At 71.0% G+C, this 18,169-nt stretch carries 12 protein-coding genes and 1 pseudogene; 3 read left to right on the plus strand and 10 right to left on the minus strand.

Annotation, left to right across the window (positions count from 1 at the left end; translation table 11 throughout):
- Positions 1-3: 3 nt before the first annotated feature.
- The 5 genes from ACWCRB_RS10955 to ACWCRB_RS10975 form a co-directional block, all read right to left on the minus strand.
- The gene (locus tag ACWCRB_RS10955) at positions 4-3,423 is read right to left on the minus strand and encodes a CHAT domain-containing protein (RefSeq protein ID WP_450995750.1); all 3,420 of its coding nucleotides are present in this window, start codon (positions 3,421-3,423) and stop codon (positions 4-6) included.
- Between the two features lie 758 nt (positions 3,424-4,181).
- Positions 4,182-5,225 (minus strand): sialidase family protein, encoded by a 1,044-nt coding sequence (locus tag ACWCRB_RS10960; RefSeq protein WP_450995751.1) that lies wholly within the window; start codon positions 5,223-5,225, stop codon positions 4,182-4,184.
- Between the two features lie 124 nt (positions 5,226-5,349).
- Positions 5,350-6,108 carry an SDR family NAD(P)-dependent oxidoreductase gene (locus ACWCRB_RS10965; protein WP_450995752.1) on the minus strand — a complete coding sequence of 253 codons (759 nt, stop codon included), beginning with the start codon at positions 6,106-6,108 and terminating at the stop codon, positions 5,350-5,352.
- 212 nt (positions 6,109-6,320) lie between these two features.
- Positions 6,321-6,773 carry a Zn-ribbon domain-containing OB-fold protein gene (locus tag ACWCRB_RS10970; protein ID WP_450995753.1) on the minus strand — a complete coding sequence of 151 codons (453 nt, stop codon included), beginning with the start codon at positions 6,771-6,773 and terminating at the stop codon, positions 6,321-6,323.
- Positions 6,770-7,918: a thiolase C-terminal domain-containing protein gene (locus tag ACWCRB_RS10975; RefSeq protein ID WP_450995754.1), complete on the minus strand. Its 1,149-nt coding sequence runs from the start codon at positions 7,916-7,918 to the stop codon at positions 6,770-6,772. The genes ACWCRB_RS10970 and ACWCRB_RS10975 overlap by 4 nt, the downstream gene beginning before the upstream one ends.
- Before the next feature lie 189 nt (positions 7,919-8,107).
- On the opposite strand from ACWCRB_RS10975, the gene ACWCRB_RS10980 reads away from it, so the two are divergent.
- The 3 genes from ACWCRB_RS10980 to ACWCRB_RS10990 all read left to right on the plus strand — a co-directional run bounded on the left by ACWCRB_RS10980 (position 8,108) and on the right by ACWCRB_RS10990 (position 10,438).
- Positions 8,108-8,530, plus strand: coding sequence for a hypothetical protein (locus ACWCRB_RS10980; RefSeq protein WP_450995755.1), 423 nt, complete (start codon positions 8,108-8,110; stop codon positions 8,528-8,530).
- A 243-nt stretch (positions 8,531-8,773) separates the two neighbouring features.
- Positions 8,774-9,667 (plus strand): helix-turn-helix transcriptional regulator, encoded by an 894-nt coding sequence (locus ACWCRB_RS10985; protein ID WP_450995756.1) that lies wholly within the window; start codon positions 8,774-8,776, stop codon positions 9,665-9,667.
- A gap of 42 nt (positions 9,668-9,709) precedes the next feature.
- A complete protein-coding gene (locus tag ACWCRB_RS10990) occupies positions 9,710-10,438 on the plus strand; it encodes an SDR family oxidoreductase (protein WP_450995757.1) in 729 nt (242 codons plus the stop codon).
- Positions 10,439-10,491: 53 nt separating this feature from the next.
- Here ACWCRB_RS10990 and ACWCRB_RS10995 read toward each other — a convergent pair.
- The 5 genes and pseudogenes from ACWCRB_RS10995 to ACWCRB_RS11015 all read right to left on the minus strand — a co-directional run.
- Positions 10,492-10,896, minus strand: a pseudogene (locus ACWCRB_RS10995) (GtrA family protein); the annotation flags it as partial.
- A gap of 135 nt (positions 10,897-11,031) precedes the next feature.
- A complete protein-coding gene (locus tag ACWCRB_RS11000) occupies positions 11,032-11,712 on the minus strand; it encodes a response regulator transcription factor (protein WP_450995758.1) in 681 nt (226 codons plus the stop codon).
- Positions 11,709-12,917, minus strand: coding sequence for a sensor histidine kinase (locus tag ACWCRB_RS11005; RefSeq protein ID WP_450995759.1), 1,209 nt, complete (start codon positions 12,915-12,917; stop codon positions 11,709-11,711). Before ACWCRB_RS11005 ends, ACWCRB_RS11000 begins: the two co-directional genes overlap by 4 nt.
- A gap of 198 nt (positions 12,918-13,115) precedes the next feature.
- Complete coding sequence (locus ACWCRB_RS11010) at positions 13,116-15,344, minus strand: MMPL family transporter (RefSeq protein WP_450995760.1); 2,229 nt, start codon at positions 15,342-15,344, stop codon at positions 13,116-13,118.
- A gap of 129 nt (positions 15,345-15,473) precedes the next feature.
- The gene (locus ACWCRB_RS11015; protein ID WP_450995761.1) at positions 15,474-18,161 is read right to left on the minus strand and encodes a hypothetical protein; all 2,688 of its coding nucleotides are present in this window, start codon (positions 18,159-18,161) and stop codon (positions 15,474-15,476) included.
- Positions 18,162-18,169: the final 8 nt, after the last annotated feature.

The following is an 18,169-nucleotide window of genomic DNA, read 5'->3' on the forward strand; positions in this document are numbered from 1 at the left end:
CGATCAACGCCAGTCTCCTATCAGCTGGAACGGCGCCCAGTAGTAAGGGTGGTCGAATATCTTGCGTCCGTGGTCCGCCGCGGACGCGCGGGTGGCCCGACGCCGGCACTGTGCCGAGTCGACCAGGAGCCTGGGGTACTCCGGGTCCGCCTCGTCCGTGCGGTCCCGCAGCTCGTCCAGCACGCCCAGTGCCTCGCCGAACTCCCCGGCCTGCATGTGCAGTTCCGCGATGCGGCGCAGAGTCGTACGCCGACCGCGCTCATCGGACTCGGGAACGCGCCGCAACGCCGTCTCGCAGAGGCGCAGCGCGTCGGCCACCGTGGTACGGCGCAGGCGGTCGCGTGCGTGCTGCAGGGCCTGTCCGGGGCCGTCCCCGCGGCTGAGGGCCTGGTAGAAGTGGCTCATCAGGATGGCGGTGGAGATGTCGTCGACACGCCAGAGACTGACGAGCGCGGAGCGGACGCCGCTCTGCAACAGGCCCCAGACGAACCCCATCCGCTCGTTCTCCAGTGAGGGGTCCCCGAGCCCGCTCTCGCACGCGCTGAGCGTCACCAGCCGTACGTCGAGCCTCAGGCCGCACAGCTCTCTGGCGGTCAGCCGGTCCGAGGGCCCCGGGGCCAGCGGATCGGGGGCCAGCTGGATCCATGAGTCGAGAGGGGCCGCGGCGTCGAAGCGGCCGTGGCAGGCGAGGTGGACGATGTCCATGCCGCCCAGAGCGATCCTGGCGAGCACCGCGGTCTTCGTGGCCCGTTCGCCCACGAGCCGCTCACCGTCTGCCCCCAGTGCGGTCGCTGCCGTCTCGACCTCGGTACGGGCATGAGCCAGGGGCCGTTCGGCATCGCTGTCGGCCACCAGCAGTACGGAGCCCCCGCCGGTCCCGCGCCGGGGAGCGAGCAGCCGGGTCATCACAGTGGCGCTCGGCGTGACCGTCACGGGGTTGCGCTCGCACAGGGTGACGGAGTCCCGCCACCCGACGGCGTGCAGTGGAACGTGGTGCAGAATGCCCGAAGGCACCAGCCAGATGGGGTCGCCCTCGGCGCTGTGCTCGACCAACGGGGCGACCAGCGGCCGGAACACGCGCTCCCAGGAGGTGCCGCCCGGGGCCGCCCCGAACGGGTGGCCGACGCCCGGGGCCTCGCTCAACCCCCGCAGCGTTTCCCGCAGTTCGTCGTCCGGCGGCAGGTCCACGGTCACGGCGACAGGCCGGTCGTAGTCGTGCCGGGCGATCAGGACGGTGACCTGCGTACCGACCTGCCAGTACAGGGCGAGCAGGACGCGCCGGCCGGCTCGGTGCAGGTCCTGCAGCAGGGCTCGCGCCTGTGGGTAGTCCAGCCACGGGGTGTTTCCCCGGCCGGCCGACGCGAGGGACGAGGAGCCGAGGGACTCCAGCGCCTGGTAGGCGTCGGTGACGCGACGCCAGGCCTCGGCACGATCCTCGGGTGCGCCGGCCACGCCCTTCCACGCCAGCTCGTAGGCGGCTTCGGCCTGCTCGGTGGAGGCCAGCAGGTCGGCCGGCATGGCGACATCCGTGCGCACGCGGGTCCATGCCAGGTCAGCCGGCTTTCCCAGGAGGTACGACAGTTCCTGGCTGCGGAAGCGCTCGACGAAGCCGAACGCACGGTGAGCGCCGTCCCGTTCCGTCGCCCACCGCTGGACGGGATCCCCGCCGGACGTGCCGGGGCCTTTCCGGCGCCGCGCGCGTTCCCGCTCGATGTCGTCCGCGGCGCTCCGGCCACCGAAGGCCGGAAGATCAGGGCCGAAGGCGGCGACCAGCCGGTCGAGGCAGCCCTGGGCCTCGGCGAGCGCGGCCGTCCGGTCGAACGGCTCCAGTACGGCGTGTTCGGGGGACCGGAACCGGTCACCCGCCAGTCCCAGCCAGTGCATTCCCAGGTCCGGCAGGGCGGACGGCGTGTTCCCCCATCGGGAGCCGAGCAGGGTGGTCAGCGCCTTGTCGAGTCGTTCGTTGTCGCTCTCCAGGTCTTCCTTGACACCGCGGTTGCTCAGATAGTCGAAAATCTCGAAGGAGGCCACGTCCCACAGCGCGTGCCGGGCCCACAGAGGGTAGAGCTGCCAGTGCTCGGCGGTCATGCGCCGGACCTCGGCCGGGTACGGCGGGGTGTGGTTGATCCGTTCCAGGAGCCGGATCGTCTCGGCCTGCCTCCCGAACTCGTGCGTGAGGCCCGCGGTGACGGCGACCGCGGTTCGCACGGCGGCGTGCGGCAAGTTCTCTCCCCCCTCGGTCGTGGCCGTCAGCACATCGCGCAGGAGGGCGGCCGCGCGGTTGGGGTTGCGACGACTCAGGTTGGTCAACCGGGCGGCGGCCACTGCCCCGTACAGCAACGCCCAACTGTCGGCGCCCGCCTCCCGGAAGCTGATGACCGTCGCCAGCGACGCCTCCGGGTCGGGCCCGCCGGGCATGCGGCGGGCGTAGCAGTCGAACGCCGCCGTCAGTGCGTAGGCGGCGGCGTTGCGGCGGCCGCCGTCGCCCGACCGGCCCGCATGGACACGCGCCTCCTCGACGCGGTCGGCCTCGGCAAGCAGTACGTGGGCCGTCGCGAGGTAGGCGACGGCGGACTCCTTGGGCGGGTCGCCGAGCTTGCGCTTCACCACGGTGAGGAAGTCGTTGCGGTGGGCCAGGAGCCACAGCCGCATCAGGTTGATGACGAGGGTGTAGTCGGCGGACCCCCTCCGGGTCCAGATCGCGTCGTACAGCCAACTGCCGATCGCCCATTGCCTCCACCATGTGTCCCTGGGAATACAGGCCATGACCCGCCGGGGAATGAAGAAGAGCCAGGCGGTCCACAACCCGTCCGGTGAACGCAGGGCACTGCGGTCGACGACGGCGAGGACCAGTTCCGAGACCAACAGGGGAACGAGCGCCGCGAGGAGATCCCGTTCCGGATACAGCACCCCGGCGAGCAGGAACAGCGGGACGGACCGGACCAGGATTCCGTACGGCAGATTGATGACGTTGGCGAGGGACACCGCCAGCTTGCGGCGGCCCGCCAGGATCCAACGGCTTCCTCCGCCCTTGACGTGCGCTGCGCCCCACCGCCCGCTGATGCCGAGGGTGGCCAGGAGCAGACCGCTCGGCAGCCCGGCGCCGAACCACGAGTCGCGCCAGATTCCGACGAGCCAGCTGCCGATCGCACCGTCCGCGAGGTCCAGGAAGAGGAACTGGACCAGCAACTCGGCGAACAGCAGGATGCGCCCCAGCCGCACTGAAGCGAGCCGATTGCGGGTGAGCAGCCACCGGGCGTAGACCAGGCCGCCCGCGGCGAAGATCCACGGGGACAGTGCGGGAGCGTGCCGCTGACCGATGTGCAGGGCCCAGGCCAGGCCCCCTGTGACCGCGCCTCGGTAAACCCACGCGACCAGCGCAATCCGAGCCGTCGGAGGCAACGGTGAGATCAATAAGGCCATGGTGCCCGTGCTTTCGTCTCCGCGGCTGCTCGGCCCACGCGGTAGTCCTTCGTTCCCCACAGCCCTCTCCGGCATGTTGCCGACCGAGTCGGCGGCTCATCGTAGCGATATCGAACAAGGTGCGGCGCACCAACAACCGATGTCTGACACCACAGTCCGCGTATGCCACCAGAGGGCTGCTGCCTCTGTGGAGACCTTCCCGTGGCTGTCTTTCTTGATCGGCTGGGCCGACCGGCCTGGGCCGAGACGAGTTCCACGTGGACCGTGTGGTCGTCGTACAGGAAGAAGCCCTCGACGGGCCAGAGGCTTGAACGGGCGGCGTCTTCAGGGATGATGCCGATGCTCACCGAGGGAAGCGCCGACCATCCACGTACCGGCGGTGAAGTGCCAGCGAGCCCCAGATGTAGACCAGCCGCCACGACCAGTCGCTGAGCGGGACGACCGTGACCTCGACGCCAGTCCCAGCCTGCGGTCCTGCCGCTGGAGCCGGCCTGCTGCCCCGGCTGGGCGGCCCTGACGGCCTGGCCGGCTCCGGTCTGGAGGAGGTGTCCCTGCCGCGGAGCGCGTACCGGACAGCGGGCGGAGCCGCCACCACAGGCGTCTCCGGCCTGCCGGTGTACCGCGGGGCATTGTGACCTCCGGGTCCACAGATCGCGCCGTGGCCGCTCCTAGCCTCGAAAGCAGTGACCCGGCCGGATGCCGGGCGGGACAGAAGCGGGGAGTGGCACCGTGATCGAAGTTCGTGAACTGACCAAGCGCTACGGGGACAAGACGGCGGTGGACAGCCTGAGTTTCACCGCCCCGCCCGGACAGGTCACAACCGAGAACGCGTCGCCCGTGGTGGTCCGCCACATGACACCCAGGTCGCCGTTGGCGCCGAAGTCGATCGCCGGACGCTGGGCGTTCGGGGTGGCGATCGTCGCCGGGCCGTTCCAGGTCCGGCCGGCGTCCGGGGTGACGTAGACGTCCAGGGTGTTGGAGTCCCGGGGCACCATGACGGCGAACCGGCCGCGGTGGGAGGGGTCGGCGGCGACCCACGGGACGGGGTCGGCCGCCGCGCCCCGGGCCGGAATCGGCACCAGGGCCCCGGTGCCCGCCGCGACAGGGGTTCCCTGGCCGTCCTTGAGGGTGGTGTTCGTCCACGTCCTCCCGTCGTCACGGCTGACGTGGAAGTTCACCGGCTGGCCCGCCTCCTGGGAGGCGGACACGAGGATCCCGCCGTACACAGCGATCTCACGCCCCGGATAGCCGCAGACCAGCGGGATACCCGGCGCCACCTGGATACAGGGCATCGGGCCGGGGATCACCCGCGAGTCGCTGCTGAACGTCTTTCCGCCGTCGGCGCTGACGGAGACTGCGCTCGGGTACTCCCACACCGCCCCGGCGACCGCGTAGACCTTGCCGGTCGCGACGTCCACCCGCATCTTCGGGGCGCCGCCGAGGAGCAGCGGTGTGGACACCGGGTCGGTCCAGGTCCGGCCGCCGTCCGTCGACTTCGCGACCTGGTTGTGGTTCCGCAGGTTCGCCTCCAGACCGGAGCTGACCTGGTTGTTGTCCACGTACACGGTGCCCTTCGCGTCGAACTGCACGCTCGGCTCACCGCACTTGGGCGCCGCGGTACCGAGCGGCCAGGCAACCTGGGTCCAGGTGTCGCCCCTGTCGTTCGAGTAGGCGAGGAAACACCCGCCGTCGACCGGTTCCAGGCCCGGCGCCGGAGGGAAGATCGTCGAGACGAAGACCAGGTTCTTCGGATTTCTCGGGTTGACGGCGACCGTCGGCTGGCCCTCTTTGGTGGCCGGCATGTTGGTGCCCGGACCCGCTGCGGCCCGGACAGCGGGCTGATCCGACGGCACCGGGCCGTGCGCGGACGGAGTGAGGAGTGCCTGCGCCTCCGCCGCGGCTTCGAGCCGGCCCCAGGAGACGCTGCTAGACGGAGAGCCCGAAGCCGCCCGTCACTCGCAGCGTCTCCCCGGTGAGGAAGGACGCCTTCGTCGAGGCGAGATAGAGCAGGGCCTCGACGATGTCCTTCTCCGTACCCTCGCGCCGGACGATCTGCTGACCCAGCGAGCGCTCCACCTCGGTGCGCGGCACCTCGGCCCGGATCGTGTCGGTGAAGACGAGTCCGGGCGCGATCGCGTTCACGCGGATGCCGTCCTCCGCGAACTCGCGTGCGAACGACATGGTCAGGCCACGCACGGCGAGTTTGGACACGGCGTAGGCATTCCGGTTGGCGTAGGCAGCGGACGACGAGATGTTGACGATGGTGGCGCCGGCCCGTCGGCTCATCGCCTCCCTCGCCGCGAGCGAACAGATGACCACGCCCATGATGTTGACGTCGAACAACCTCCGGATCTTCGTGAGTCCGAGCTGGGTGAACGGCAGGTAGTAGTCGGCCGCGTGCAGTCCGGCGTTGTTGACCAGGATGTCGATACCGCCGTGCCGTTCGGCGATCTCGGTCATCATCTCCGCGACGCCGTCCTCGTCCGACACGTCGCAGGCCGTCCCGGTCGCGCTGCCGCCCCGTACCGGGAGCCCGGCGGCGGCGGACGCCGCAGCGGCGCCGTCGACATCGGCGAGAACCACGTGCGCGCCCCACGCCGCCAACGCGGCGCCGAAAGCGCGCCCCAGCCCACGGCCACCCCCTGTGACTACCGCTACCTTGCCCCGATATTCGTCGTCGGACATCCATCGCTCCTGTCTTGGCGGTTCCTGGGATGCGTCGCGTGCCGTGACTCGACCTGCGCCCACGTCTTAGGACGATCGCCCGCGCGGCGCGGAGTACGGCGTCGGAATCCGGCAGCCGGACGGCCGGTGCCGGCTGGAGTCGATGAACGGGCGCCCGTGCCCCGGGTCGGCCGGGCGTCACGCCGACGAGCGGCCACCGCGGACGACCTTCTTCACGCATCGGGCGCCGTGGGCCGATCACCGTCGTTGACGCGGCGGTAGGCGACGGCTCGCTCTTCGGCGCCGGTGAACCGCGTCAGCTCGGCGCGTACGCGTTGGCCGATGGCCACGCCCGGTCCCTGCTCGTCGAGCAGGATCCCCGGCAGTCGCGGACCCTCGTCGAACTCCACGAGGGCGAGGACGTAGGGAACTAGAGCCGCGAACGCCGGCACACTGCGGTGACGCACCACGATGAAGCTGTAGATGGTGCCGGTACCGGTGACATCGGTGAACGACGTCGGTCCACCGCAGCGGTTGCAGCGTTCGAGCGGTCTGGCCAGCCAGGCACCGCAGTCGGAGCAGCGACACAGCGCGATGCGCCCCTCACGCGTCGCCTCCCAGAACCCGGCGCTGTCCACGTCGATCAGCGGCGCCGGCGGCGCCGGGACCGGTCCCGGCCGGCTCATCGCGATGCCTCGTAGATCAGGGCGCCGCCCGCCGGGCCGGCCCCGGCGGTGACGAGAGCGTGGCGGGCATCGGGCACCTGTCGGTCACCGGCGTCGCCGCGCAACTGGTGGACCGCCTCGTAGTGATGGTTGAGACCTTGCAGATATCCCTCCGACAGCAGCCCACCGTGCGGGTTGACGACGACGTCGCCACCGTATGTGGCCCGGCCCTCGCCGAAGAACGCACCGACCTCGCCCTTCGGGCACAGTCCGAAGTCCTCGACCGTCGCCATCACCGTGCCGGTGAAGCAGTCGTACATGCAGGCGATGTCCAGGTCCGCGGGACGCAGGTCGGTGCTCGCCCAGAGGCGCTTCGCAGCGTAGGCGGAGTACATCTCGGACAGATCGGGGAAGTTCGTCCAGGAACCGCCGTGAGTATGGGCTTCGCCGAAGCCCGCGATGCGGACAGGGACATGCCGCAGAGACCTGGCCCGCTCCAGCGTCGTGACCACGAGGGCCACCGCACCGTCGGTCTCCAGACAGCAGTCGTACAGGCGGAACGGCTCACATATCCAGCGGGCGGACAGGTAGTCGTCCATGTCGATCACCTGTCGCTGCATGGCGTGGGGATTGGCCGAGGCGTGCTTGCGGGTGGTGATGGCGATGTGCCCGAAGTCCTCGTCGCGGGTGCCGTACACGTGCTTGTGGCGCTGGGCGAACATGGCGATCCACATCGGTGGGACGACGAACCCGTTCAGCGCGGCGAACTGCATCTCGCCCTTCATCGGCAACACGGGCCTCTCCCCCCGCCCGTAGCGGTTGCCGGACCGGCCCTGGAGCGAACGGAAGACGACCGCCACCTCACAGGCACCGGCTTGAACCGCGGCGAACGCCTGGCCGACGACGGTGACCGCGACGTTGCCCCCACCGTGCACGTCCAGCGCCAGCCCAAGATCGAAGACGCCGATGGCCCGCGCGACCTCCGCCGCCGATGCCGAGTCGTTGGTGTGGAAGTCGACGACACCGTCCACCTCACCGGGTCGCAGCCCGGCGTCGTCAAGTGCCGCGCGCGCGGCCTCGGCGGCCATCGCCAACGGGGTCCGGCCCGAGGACTTGCTGAACGCCGTCCGACCGATTCCCACGACCGCCGCCTCACGCGTGTCCATCCGACCTCCATGCCCTTACCGCAGGCTCATCGTCGAATACAAATAGATGATACTTTTCTATCCTTGCTCGACCCCGTTGACCAGCCCTCGACAGTGGCGATCCCGGCGCCGTGCGCGTAGGGCGACCGCCTCTCGACGGGGCCGGTCCGTCACGACGACAGCCGTCGGTCCGTCCGGGAAGGCAACCCTGTGAGCAGCATCTACCGCAGCGCGGAGCTCGACGTGCCGGCCGATACGGCTTGGGACTTCATCGAGCGTTACACGAGGTCAGAAGTGCATGTCTTCTCCTTGTGCGTGGCCGAGCGGCAAGAAGGGGAGTATCGCGTCGTCACCTTGGCCGACGGCCAGGAGATCTGGGAACGGAACATATCGGTCGACCCGGTGCACCGTCGGGCGACGTACACGGTGCCGGGACTCAACGGGGCGGAACATCACCACGCCGAGATGCGCGTCGAGGTGGATCGTCACGCCAGTGCACATCTGATTTGGGTCACTGATTACCTCCCGCACAAGATCGCCGAACAGCGGGCCGCAAGCTACGACGCCCTGTTCGCCGAGCTTGTGGCCGCCGTCAATGCCCACGGCGGGGTCGCGGTCGCGCCGTCCTGTTGACCGATCAGGGGGGTGGACGTACCGATCGCCGTCTCGGGGCGTGATCAAACTGGAGTGACGCGCAGGTTCGCGGGTGATCGCCGACCTCAGCCTTCTTCCATCACGCGGGTTGCGCGGACCGAGGCGGGCAAGTCGTCGGCTCTCGCTCAGCCCTTGACGACGGCCCCTGGAGAGCTGGAAGGGGTACTGCCAGGGTCCCTTTCGCCGGGTGCGGGCCGGGTCGGCGCCCGTAGCGTGGAGGGCATGGAGCCGAGCACCGGGATCCGCGAGTTCCTGACCACCCGCAGGGCCCGGATCACCCCCCAGCAGGCCGGAGTTGTCCCCGACGGCGGCGCACGCCGGGTGCCGGGACTGCGCCGCGAGGAGGTCGCCCGGCTCGCCGGTGTCAGCGTCGAGTACTACACGCGCCTGGAGCGCGGCCGGGCCGGGCAGGTCTCCGAGACCGTCCTGGACGCGGTCTCCCGCGCCCTGCAGCTTGACGACACCGAGCGGGCCCACCTCTTCGCGCTGGCGAAACCGGCGTCCCCCGCGCAGCGGCGCCGTCCCCTGGGTCCCCAGCGTGTGCGCCCGGGCCTCCACCGGCTCCTGGACACGCTCGGCCATGTGCCCGCGATGATCCAGGGCCGCCGCATGGACATCCTGGCCGCCAACAGGATGGCCCGCGCCCTTTTCACCGACTTCGAAGCACTCCCGCACCGCGACCGCAATCTGGCCCGTTACGTCTTCCTCGACGCGCACGCCCCGGAGCTGTTCGTCGACTGGGAGAGGTCCGCCGGCAGCTGCGTCGCCCATCTGCACTTCTACGCCGGACGCAACCCCGACGATCCGCGGCTGACGGACCTGACAGGCGAACTGTCGCTGCGCAGCCCCCGGTTCCGTCACATGTGGGGCAACCCTGATGTCGTCTGCCACAGCACGGGCACCGAGCGTTTTCACCACCCGCTGGTCGGCGACCTCACGCTCGACTACGAGGTCCTCGACGTGTCCGGCGACACCGACCAGACACTCGTCGTCTACACCCCCGAACCCGCGTCGCCGTCCGCCGAAGCCCTCGATCTGCTGGGCAGTTGGACCGGCGACACCGCGACCCACGCACGTGGCCACGCGAGTTCCTCGCCGAGGCCGACCTCGTCGTAAGGCGCGGCCACTTCCTGAAACCCCCCCACCACTGGAGGATCAGTGTCAGTCGTGATTGTCACCGGAAGCTCGCGCGGGATCGGGCGTGCCATCGCCGAACGGCTGGGCGCGGACGGCGACAGCGTGATCGTCAACTACCGATCCGACCGTGAAGCGGCCGCCAAGGTCGTCTCCACGATCGAGGCGAGCGGCGGTCGGGCCGTGGCGGTGCGGGCGGACGTGAGCGATCCGGCCCAGATGCGCGCGCTGTTCGACGCCGCTGAGGAAACCTACGGCGGGCTGGACATCCTGGTGGGCAACGTCGGCACCGTCCATTTCTCCCCGCTCGCGGAGGCGACCGACGAGGACTTCGACCGGGTCTTCGCGACCAACACGCGGGCCACCTTCACAGCGCTTCGCGAGGCCGCCGGGCGACTGCGCGACAACGGCCGGATCGTCGTCATCTCCAGCCAGGCGGCCGTGACCCCCAGCGCCGACAGCGGTGTCTACTCGGCCAGCAAGGCGGCCGGGGACCAACTGGTCCGTGCCGCCGCGCAGGAACTCGGCTCGCGGGGCATCACCGTGAACAGTGTGCTCCCCGGCGCCACCCGCACCGAGTCCTTCGACAGCGCCGGGGTCCCCGCCGACGTGATCGCCGGGATGGTCGCGCTGACCCCGCTCGGCCGCCTCGGCGAACCCGGGGACATCGCCGACGTCGTCGCCTTCCTCGTCTCGGACAGCGGTCGCTGGATCACCGGCCAGACGCTCCACGCCGGCGGCGGCCGGTTCTGACCCTCGCGTGGCCGTGCCGGACTGTGCGGCCGCACCGCTGTCCGGTTACGGCCGTCGGTGAAGACGAACAGGCGCAGCACCAGAAAGCGCCCGATTCCGGCGAGCCCGGAAGCGCCGAGGTAGACGGCCTGCTCGCTCCATGTCCCGGCCGACGGCCGCACCGCGTGGAGTACGAGCATCGCGGTGCAGGTCACGCCGTAGGCGACCGACGCCGATCCTGCGGACTGCCAGTGCCGACGCCATCCGGCGCGCCGGCCGGTCCCGAAGGTGAAACGTGCGTGGACCTCTGTGCACAGGAGCGTGGCGGCGATGGTGACCAGTGCGTTGGCCACCGCCCAGGGCATCAGCCCTGCGAGCAGTGCCACGGCCGGTCCTGCGGCGACTCCGACACCGCCGCCGCACAGGACGAACCGGGCGAAGGAAGCCGGCGGACCCAGCCGGTCGAGAGAGGCAGCCACAGAAGGATCTCCACATCCGTGCTCGGGGACCCTTTCAGCCTGTCCGCACAGCCCCTCCGCCGTCTTCGTGCGGCAGCCGATACACGCCTGCTGCATACGCAGTAGTGAGTGGCCTGTCGGGACCTACCACCAAGGTCAGGGTCTCGGTGGGTTCGGGTGGACGAGGCCCGTCTGGTAGGCGATGACGACGAGTTGGGCGCGGTCGCGGGCGTGGAGTTTGGCCATGGCGTGGTGGATGTGGGTGCGTACGGTCAGGGGGCTGAGGTAGAGCCGCGCGGCGATGTCCGCGTTGGTGAGTCCGTCGGCGGCCAGGGCCATGACCTCGCGTTCGCGGTCGGTGAGGTCGGCGAGGCTTTTCTGGGCCGCGGGGTGGGTGCCTGGCTGGGGGGCGGTGAGGAAGCGGGTGATGAGGTTGCGGGTGGCCTGGGGCGAGAGGAGGGCGTCGCCTGCGGCGATGGTGCGGATGCCGGCGACGAGGCCCTCGGCGCCGACGTCCTTGCCCAGGAAGCCGCTGGCTCCGGCGTGCAGGGCCCTGGCGACGTGTTCCTCGGTCTCGAAGGTGGTCAAGATGAGGACGCGGGTGCCCGACAGGGCGGGGTCGGCGCAGATCGTGGAGGTGGCGGCGAGGCCGTCCGTGCCGGGCATACGGATGTCCATGACGACGATGTCGGGGTGGTGGGTACGGGTGAGGGCGATCGCCTCGTCGCCGTCCGCTGCCTCGCCGACCACCTCCATGTCGGGGCGGGAGTCGACGAGGATGCGGAAGGTCTCGCGCAGCAGGGCCTGGTCGTCGGCGAGCAGGACACGGATGGTCATGGGGTGCTGTCCTCGGCGGGCGCGTAGGGGTGGAGGGGGAGTTCGGTGCTGACCTCGAAGCCGCCGGTGGGGCGGTGTCCGGCGTGGAGTCGCCCGCCGATGGAGAGGGCTCGTTCGCGCATGCCGATGAGGCCGTAGCCGCTGGCGCTGCTGTCGGGGGTGAAGGCCGTGGTCTCGGGGGTGGGGCCGGGCCCCTGGTCCGTGATCGTGATGGACAGGCGGTCGTGGTGGTACGTGAGGTCCACCTCCGCCGTGCTGGTGTGTGCGTGCTTGGCCACGTTGGACAGTGCCTCCTGCACGATGCGGTACGCGGTGAGGTCCGCTCCCGGGGAGAGCGGCTGCGGCTGTCCGTGGGTGGTGAGGGTGACGGTGAGTCCGGCGGCCGTGTGCGCGGCGACCAGGCCGGGGAGCATGGCGAGGCTCGGCGCGGGCTGCAGGGAGTCCTCGTCGGCGCCGCTCTGGCGCAGGAGTCCGACGGTTGCCTTCATCTCGCGCAGGGCCGCGGAGGTGGTGTCGCCGAGGGCGTTGACCATCTGCTCGGCCTGGGCGGGGTGGCTGCGGATGAGGAGGGCGGCGGTGGTGGCCTGGGCGTTGGCCAGGGCGAGGTGGTGTGCGGAGACGTCGTGGAGTTCGCGGGCGATGCGCATGCGTTCCTCGGCGACGCGGTGCCGGGCCTCCTCCTCGCGGGTCCGTTCGGCGTACTCGGCGCGGGCGTGCACCGACTCCAGGTAGGCCCTGCGGAAGCGGGCGGTGGTGCCCAGGGCGGCGGGCAGGAGGAGCCAGGCGACGGGGCCGATCACATTGAGGGCCAGGGAGTCCGTGGCGGGCTCGGCGACCAGGGCGGATCCGGCCACGAGGATCACCGCGGCGAGGGTGACGTTGCGGGTGGTGGTGCGTTCGGTGTGCCCGGCCAGGGAGTACAGCGCGACCATGAGGGGGGCGAGGAGCAGGGCGGTCATCACGTAGCCGGCCAGGGCCATGCCTGCGGCGCACGCGAGCGCGACGGCGGTGACGGGGAGGGGGTGGGTTCGGCGCCACAGGAGCGCGGCGCAGGAGGGGGCGGCCAGGAGGACGCACGGCCACCACTGGGCGGGGGTGGTCATGTCGGAGACGCCGTACATGCTGCCGGGGAAGGCGGCGGCGAAGAGGAGCAGGGCGATCGTTGCGTCGACCGTACGGGGGTCGCGCTGCCGGGGGGTGGTCATCGTGCGGCCTGGTGCTTCCTGTCGGGTGTGGTGACCATGGTGCCCGAGCGGCGAGTGCCCGGCGGAGCGGTGAGCGCTCCGCCGGGTGTGTGGTTTCTCGGGTGTGTGGTTCGTCGGCTGCGGGCCGGTGGGGGCTTGTCGCGCCCCGCGGCGGAGCCGCAGATCGATACAGCCCCGCGCCCCTACGGGGCGCGCCGCTCAGTGGGCGGGGAGATCCACTCGCTCCCCCTCCTCGATCGATTCAGCCTTGCTGACCGCATCGTGGGTCAGGGCGTGGCCCTCCACATCCACCTGGGGTACGAGTCGTTCCAGCCAGTGGGGCATCGTCCAGGCGCGTTCTCCCAGCAGGGCCAGGACCGCCGGGACGATGGTCATTCGTACGACGAACGCGTCGAACAGTACGGCGATGGCCATGCCGAAGCCGATCATCTTGATGAGGGTCTCGCTGACGCCGATGAAGCCGGAGAACACCGAGATCATGATCACCGCGGCGGCGACGACCACGCGGGCGCTGTGGCGGAAGCCGGAGACGATGGCCTGGCCGGGGTGTTCGCCCTGGAGGTGGGCTTCCCGGATGCGGGTGACGAGGAAGACCTCGTAGTCCATGGCCAGGCCGAAGACGATGCCGACCATGACGATCGGCATGGTGTTCATGATCGGGCCGGTCTGGTCGACGCCCAGCAGTCCGGCGAGCCAGCCCCACTGGAAGACGGCGACGACGGCGCCCAGGGCCGCGAGCACCGACAGCAGGAATCCCAGGGCAGCCTTGAGCGGAACCAGTACCGAGCGGAACACGATCAGGAGCAGCAGGAACGCCAGGCCGACCACGAGGCCGAGGTACGGCACCAGGGCGCCCTGGACCTTCTGGTCGCTGTCGATGTTGCCCGCCGTACTGCCGCTGACCATGAACGTCGCGTCGGTGGCCTTCTCGATGGCCGGGCGGTCGTCGCGCAGGGTGTGGATCAGGTCGACGGTCCGCTCGTCGGTGGGTGCGGTGGCCGGGGTGGCGGAGAAGATCGCGGTGTCTCCCGCCTCGTTGAAGCTCGGCGTCGAGACGGACACGACACCGTCGACGGCACCGATCTCCCGGGCGGTCGCGGCCACGGCGGCCTTGGGGTCGTCGGCCGTACTGGCGTCCACGACGATGGTCAGCGGACCGTTGAAGCCGGGGCCGAAGCCCTTGGCCAGGTCGTCGTACGCGCGGCGTTCGGTCGTCGAGGTCGGCTTGGACTCGTCGCCCGCCGTGCCCAGGTGGAGCTGCGCCGCGGGGAGGGCGATCACGCCCAGGGCCGCGACCGCCACCAGGAGTACGGGCAGGGGACGGTGGACGATCAGGCGGGCCCACCGGGTGCCCATGTTCGGCTTGTCCTCGTCGGCGTCCGGGCGTGCACCGGACCGGCGTACCGAGCGTGCCAGGACCGCCCGGGGAAAGATCCCGAGCATGGCCGGGATCAGGGTCACCGCGACCAGTACCGACAGGGCCACCGTGCCGGCCGCCGCCAGTCCCATCTGGGTCAGGGTCGGGATGCCCACGACGGACAGCCCGGCCAGACCGATGACGACGGTCAGGCCCGCGAACACCACCGACGATCCGGCCGTGCCCACGGCCACGCCCGCCGCGTCCTCGGGGGCGAGGCCCCGGGCGCGTTCCTCGCGGTAGCGGGAGACGATGAACATCGCGTAGTCGATCCCGACCGCCAGGCCGAGCATCAGCGCGAGTGTGCTGGTGGCGCTGGACAGGCCCAGCGCGCTGCTCAGGGCGAGGATGGTCGCGGTGCCGATCCCGACGCCGATCAGCGCGGTCAGCAGCGGCAGCCCGGCCGCCGCCAGCGATCCGAACGTGAGCAGCAGGACGACGGCCGCCACCACGACGCCGACCAGCTCGGTCGCACCGCCCGAGGGCTGGGTCGCCAGTACCGAACCGCTGACCTCGACCGTCAGGCCCGTGTCCCGGCCCGCCTCGACGGCCTGCTCCAGGTCCTGCTTCGCGGCGTCGCTGACGTCCTTGGCCTTCACCTCGAACGTGACCGACGCGTACGCCGTCGATCCGTCCTCGCTGACCGTGTCCGCCTCGAACGGGTCGGCGGCGCGGACGACCTGGTCGACCTTGGCGACCCGGCCCACGACCTCGTCGACGACCGTACGGTTTCCCTGGTCGGTGAGCTTCTGGCCGTCCGGCGCCACGAACACGATCTTCGCGCTCGCGCCCTCGGCGCTGCTGCCGACGCTCACGCCCGGGAAGCGCTGCTCGATGAGGTCGAACGCCCGCTGCGACTCCGTACCCGGCATCGAGTAGGAGCCGTCCGGTGCGGCGGGTGCCAGCGCCGACGCCGTTCCGGCGGCGACGAGCGCCACCACCCACATCAACAGGACGCGCCAGCGGCGCCGGAAGGCCAGTCGGCCCAGTCGATCGAGAAAGACAGCCACAGGAGGGTCTCCACATCCGAACTCGGGGAACCCTTCCAGGCTGTCCGCGCGGCCCCCGCCCGTCTTCGTTCGGCCGCCGGTACGCCCCTACTGCATGCGCAGTAGCCGTAGCCGTAGCGGTAGCCGCGCTCAGAGGTGGAGTCGGCCGGTGAGCATCGCCATGGCCAGTTCGACCCGTGAGCCGTGGCCCGTGTGGGAGAACAGTCTCGACAGCCGTCCCTCGACGCTCTTCTCGCTGGTGCGGAGGATCTTGGCCATCTCCTTGTTGGTCAGGCCCTCGGAGACGAGTACGGCGAGCAGCCGCTCGTTCTCCTCCGCGGTGGCCTGCCGCCCCGGCACGGTCACTCCGTACGTGCGCATGAGGGGGCGCAGCCAGAAGCGGGGCATCAGCGCGTCCAGTTCGCCGAGCATGGCGTACGTGTCCCGCACCATCGCCGGATCGCCCATGCCGTAGCGGATCAGGTGAGCCAGTACGGCGCACTCCTCCTGGAGCTGCTGCCGCTGCTGGGCCAGGTGTCTCGCGGCCCGTGCGGCGCCATGGTCCCTGTGCACGGCCGCGTGCAGGACGAGGCGGGTCATCTCGGCCCGGTCGGTGCCCAGCCTGCGGGCGACCACCTCGGCCTTCGCCAGGCACTCCGTCAGGACCTCGGGCCTGCCGACGTGCGTCGCGACGTCGGCCACCCGCAGCCACAGCAGGTCGGTGCCCGCCAGCACGCCGTCCGCCTCGGCGCGGGACACGGCCGCCCGCAGCAGCGACCGGGCCTGTCCGGCCTCTCCCCTGACCAGGTCGCACAACGCCTGTGCGGAATCGAGCAGATGGGGCAGCATCGGCTGTCTGGCACGGGCCAGCGCGAGGAGTTCGCGGGCCCGGGTGAGCCTGCCGCCGCACACCAGCTGGACCGCCGCGTGGTGGTACATCGCGCTCTGGACGGCGTCGCAGGTGTGCACGCCGGTGACCGCGCTCCGGCGGGCCAGGTCCATCGCCTCCCGGGGACGCCCCCGGTGGAGGGCGATGAGCATCCGGCTGGGCAGGCCCAGCTGTCCCGGGGTACGTCCCGTGTCGGCGAGGAGTTGTTCGGCCCGGCGGATCTCGCCGAGCGTCAGCAGCTCGCCGACCCGGGAGTGCACCTCGGCGGCCGTGACCCCTCCTGCGCGGTGGCGGGCGGGCAGGGTGGCCGTGCTGCGGTCCGTGCCGTCCCTGTCGCCCAGCCACAACTCCGCCGTCGCGACGAGGAATTCGGCCCTCCATTCGGCCAGACCGCGCTCGTCGTGGCGCCGGACCGCCCCCAGCAGGTCGCGGACCTCACGCCAGCGGCCGAGCAGCAACAGGGCGCATCCGCGGGTGAGGGCACGCTCCAGCGGTCCGGCCGGGCCGTGGCCCTGGAGGGTGCCGTCGGCCGCGATCTTCTCCAGGGTGGCGAGTTCGCCGGCCCGGTACAGGGCGGCCAGGTGCGCGAAGCAGACGTCGAGGAGCTGGTCCGGGCGCAGGGTGGCGCGATGGGCCCGCAGGACGAGCCGCAAGGAGTTCAGCCCCTCCTCGGGTCTGCCCTGCGCCAGACAGATCTTGGCGTGCTCCAGCAGCAGGCGGGGCCGCTCCACCGGGTCCGCGGTCAGTTCGGCGGCCGCGCGCAGCCACCGTACGGCGCGGTGGTCGTCGTACGCGTCGCCGTTGTGGCGTGCCAACCGCTCGGCGGCGGCGAGCAGTTCGGCTCTGGCCCGCTCGGGGTCCACCAGCCGTCCGGCGGCGGCGAGCTGCTCGGGGAGGTAGCCGGGGTCGGCGCAGCGCGCGGTGCCCTGCCACAGCGCGGAGACGGCGATCCGGGCCAGGCTCCGGCGCTCGTAGGGGCCGAGCGACGCCCCGGCGGCGGCCCCGGCCAGTGGCAGCCGGTACTCCCAGGCGGAGTCCGACCGGCGGTAGCGCAGTACGCCGGCGTCGGCCAGCCGCGCGAGCAGGTCGCGGGCTTCCCGCTCGGTGACCGAGGTGACCGAGGTGACCGACAGTGCCTCGGCCACCAGGCGTGGCACGGCCTCACCCAGCGGGCCCAGTACGGCCACGGCTTTGGCGGCCTCCCAGGAGCGGCCGTTCGTCTCGCGGACGGGCAGCACCAGTTCGCCGATGGTGGACGGGCACGCGCAGGGGCCGCCGCTGACGAGATGGGCGTGCCGGTCGACCACCCGGACATGGCCCTGGTCCCGGGCGGTCCTCAGCACCGCGCGAGCCGCTGCGGGCCAGCCCCGGGTGAGGGCCCACAGCCAGGCGACCAGCGCCGGCTCGGCCCTGGCCTCCAGTTCGGCGGTGATCATGGCGCCGAGCCGGCGGGGTGACAGCGGGCGCAGGTTCACGTGGTGGACCAGACCGTCCTTCCGCAGCCGGCCGGTCACGGCGGCGAACGCGGCGCGGGAGGCGCGGGGCACGGGCAGCGTGACGGTGCACACGCAGCGTGTGTTCGTTCCGTCCAGCTGCCGGATGACGTGTTCCAGCGAGAACAGTTCGTCCGGGGACAGGTACTGGAGATGTCTGAGCACCAGGATCATCGGGCGTTTCTCGCCTGCGGCGACACGCCGGAGCAACCTGTCGACCATGGGAATTTTCGGTGAAGAATCGTCGAAGGAAATGCGCACCATTTCCGGGGGCGGGCCGGCGGCCTTCTCCCGGAAATTCCTGTCGCGTGCCGACAACTCATCGAGAACGGAACCGAGTTCGAGCGCGGAGGGCCCGCTCACCACGACGACATTCGGAGTTCCGGGCGTGTGGACCGCCGCGACCGTTTCGACGGCTACGCGTTCGTAGGGCGGGACGCTATGCGCTGTGTGCATGAATCCTC

Source organism: Streptomyces sp. NPDC002156 (genome assembly GCF_053593675.1).

Coding starts and splice junctions, on each gene's coding strand:
- ACWCRB_RS10965 (WP_450995752.1), bottom strand. CDS start 6,108: ATGTCCGACGACGAATATCGGGGCAAGGTAGCGGTAGTCACAGGGGGT.
- ACWCRB_RS10985 (WP_450995756.1), top strand. CDS start 8,774: ATGGAGCCGAGCACCGGGATCCGCGAGTTCCTGACCACCCGCAGGGCC.
- ACWCRB_RS10955 (WP_450995750.1), bottom strand. CDS start 3,423: ATGGCCTTATTGATCTCACCGTTGCCTCCGACGGCTCGGATTGCGCTG.
- ACWCRB_RS11005 (WP_450995759.1), bottom strand. CDS start 12,917: ATGACCACCCCCCGGCAGCGCGACCCCCGTACGGTCGACGCAACGATC.
- ACWCRB_RS10960 (WP_450995751.1), bottom strand. CDS start 5,225: ATGCCGGCCACCAAAGAGGGCCAGCCGACGGTCGCCGTCAACCCGAGA.
- ACWCRB_RS11015 (WP_450995761.1), bottom strand. CDS start 18,161: ATGCACACAGCGCATAGCGTCCCGCCCTACGAACGCGTAGCCGTCGAA.
- ACWCRB_RS10970 (WP_450995753.1), bottom strand. CDS start 6,773: ATGAGCCGGCCGGGACCGGTCCCGGCGCCGCCGGCGCCGCTGATCGAC.
- ACWCRB_RS10975 (WP_450995754.1), bottom strand. CDS start 7,918: ATGGACACGCGTGAGGCGGCGGTCGTGGGAATCGGTCGGACGGCGTTC.
- ACWCRB_RS11000 (WP_450995758.1), bottom strand. CDS start 11,712: ATGACCATCCGTGTCCTGCTCGCCGACGACCAGGCCCTGCTGCGCGAG.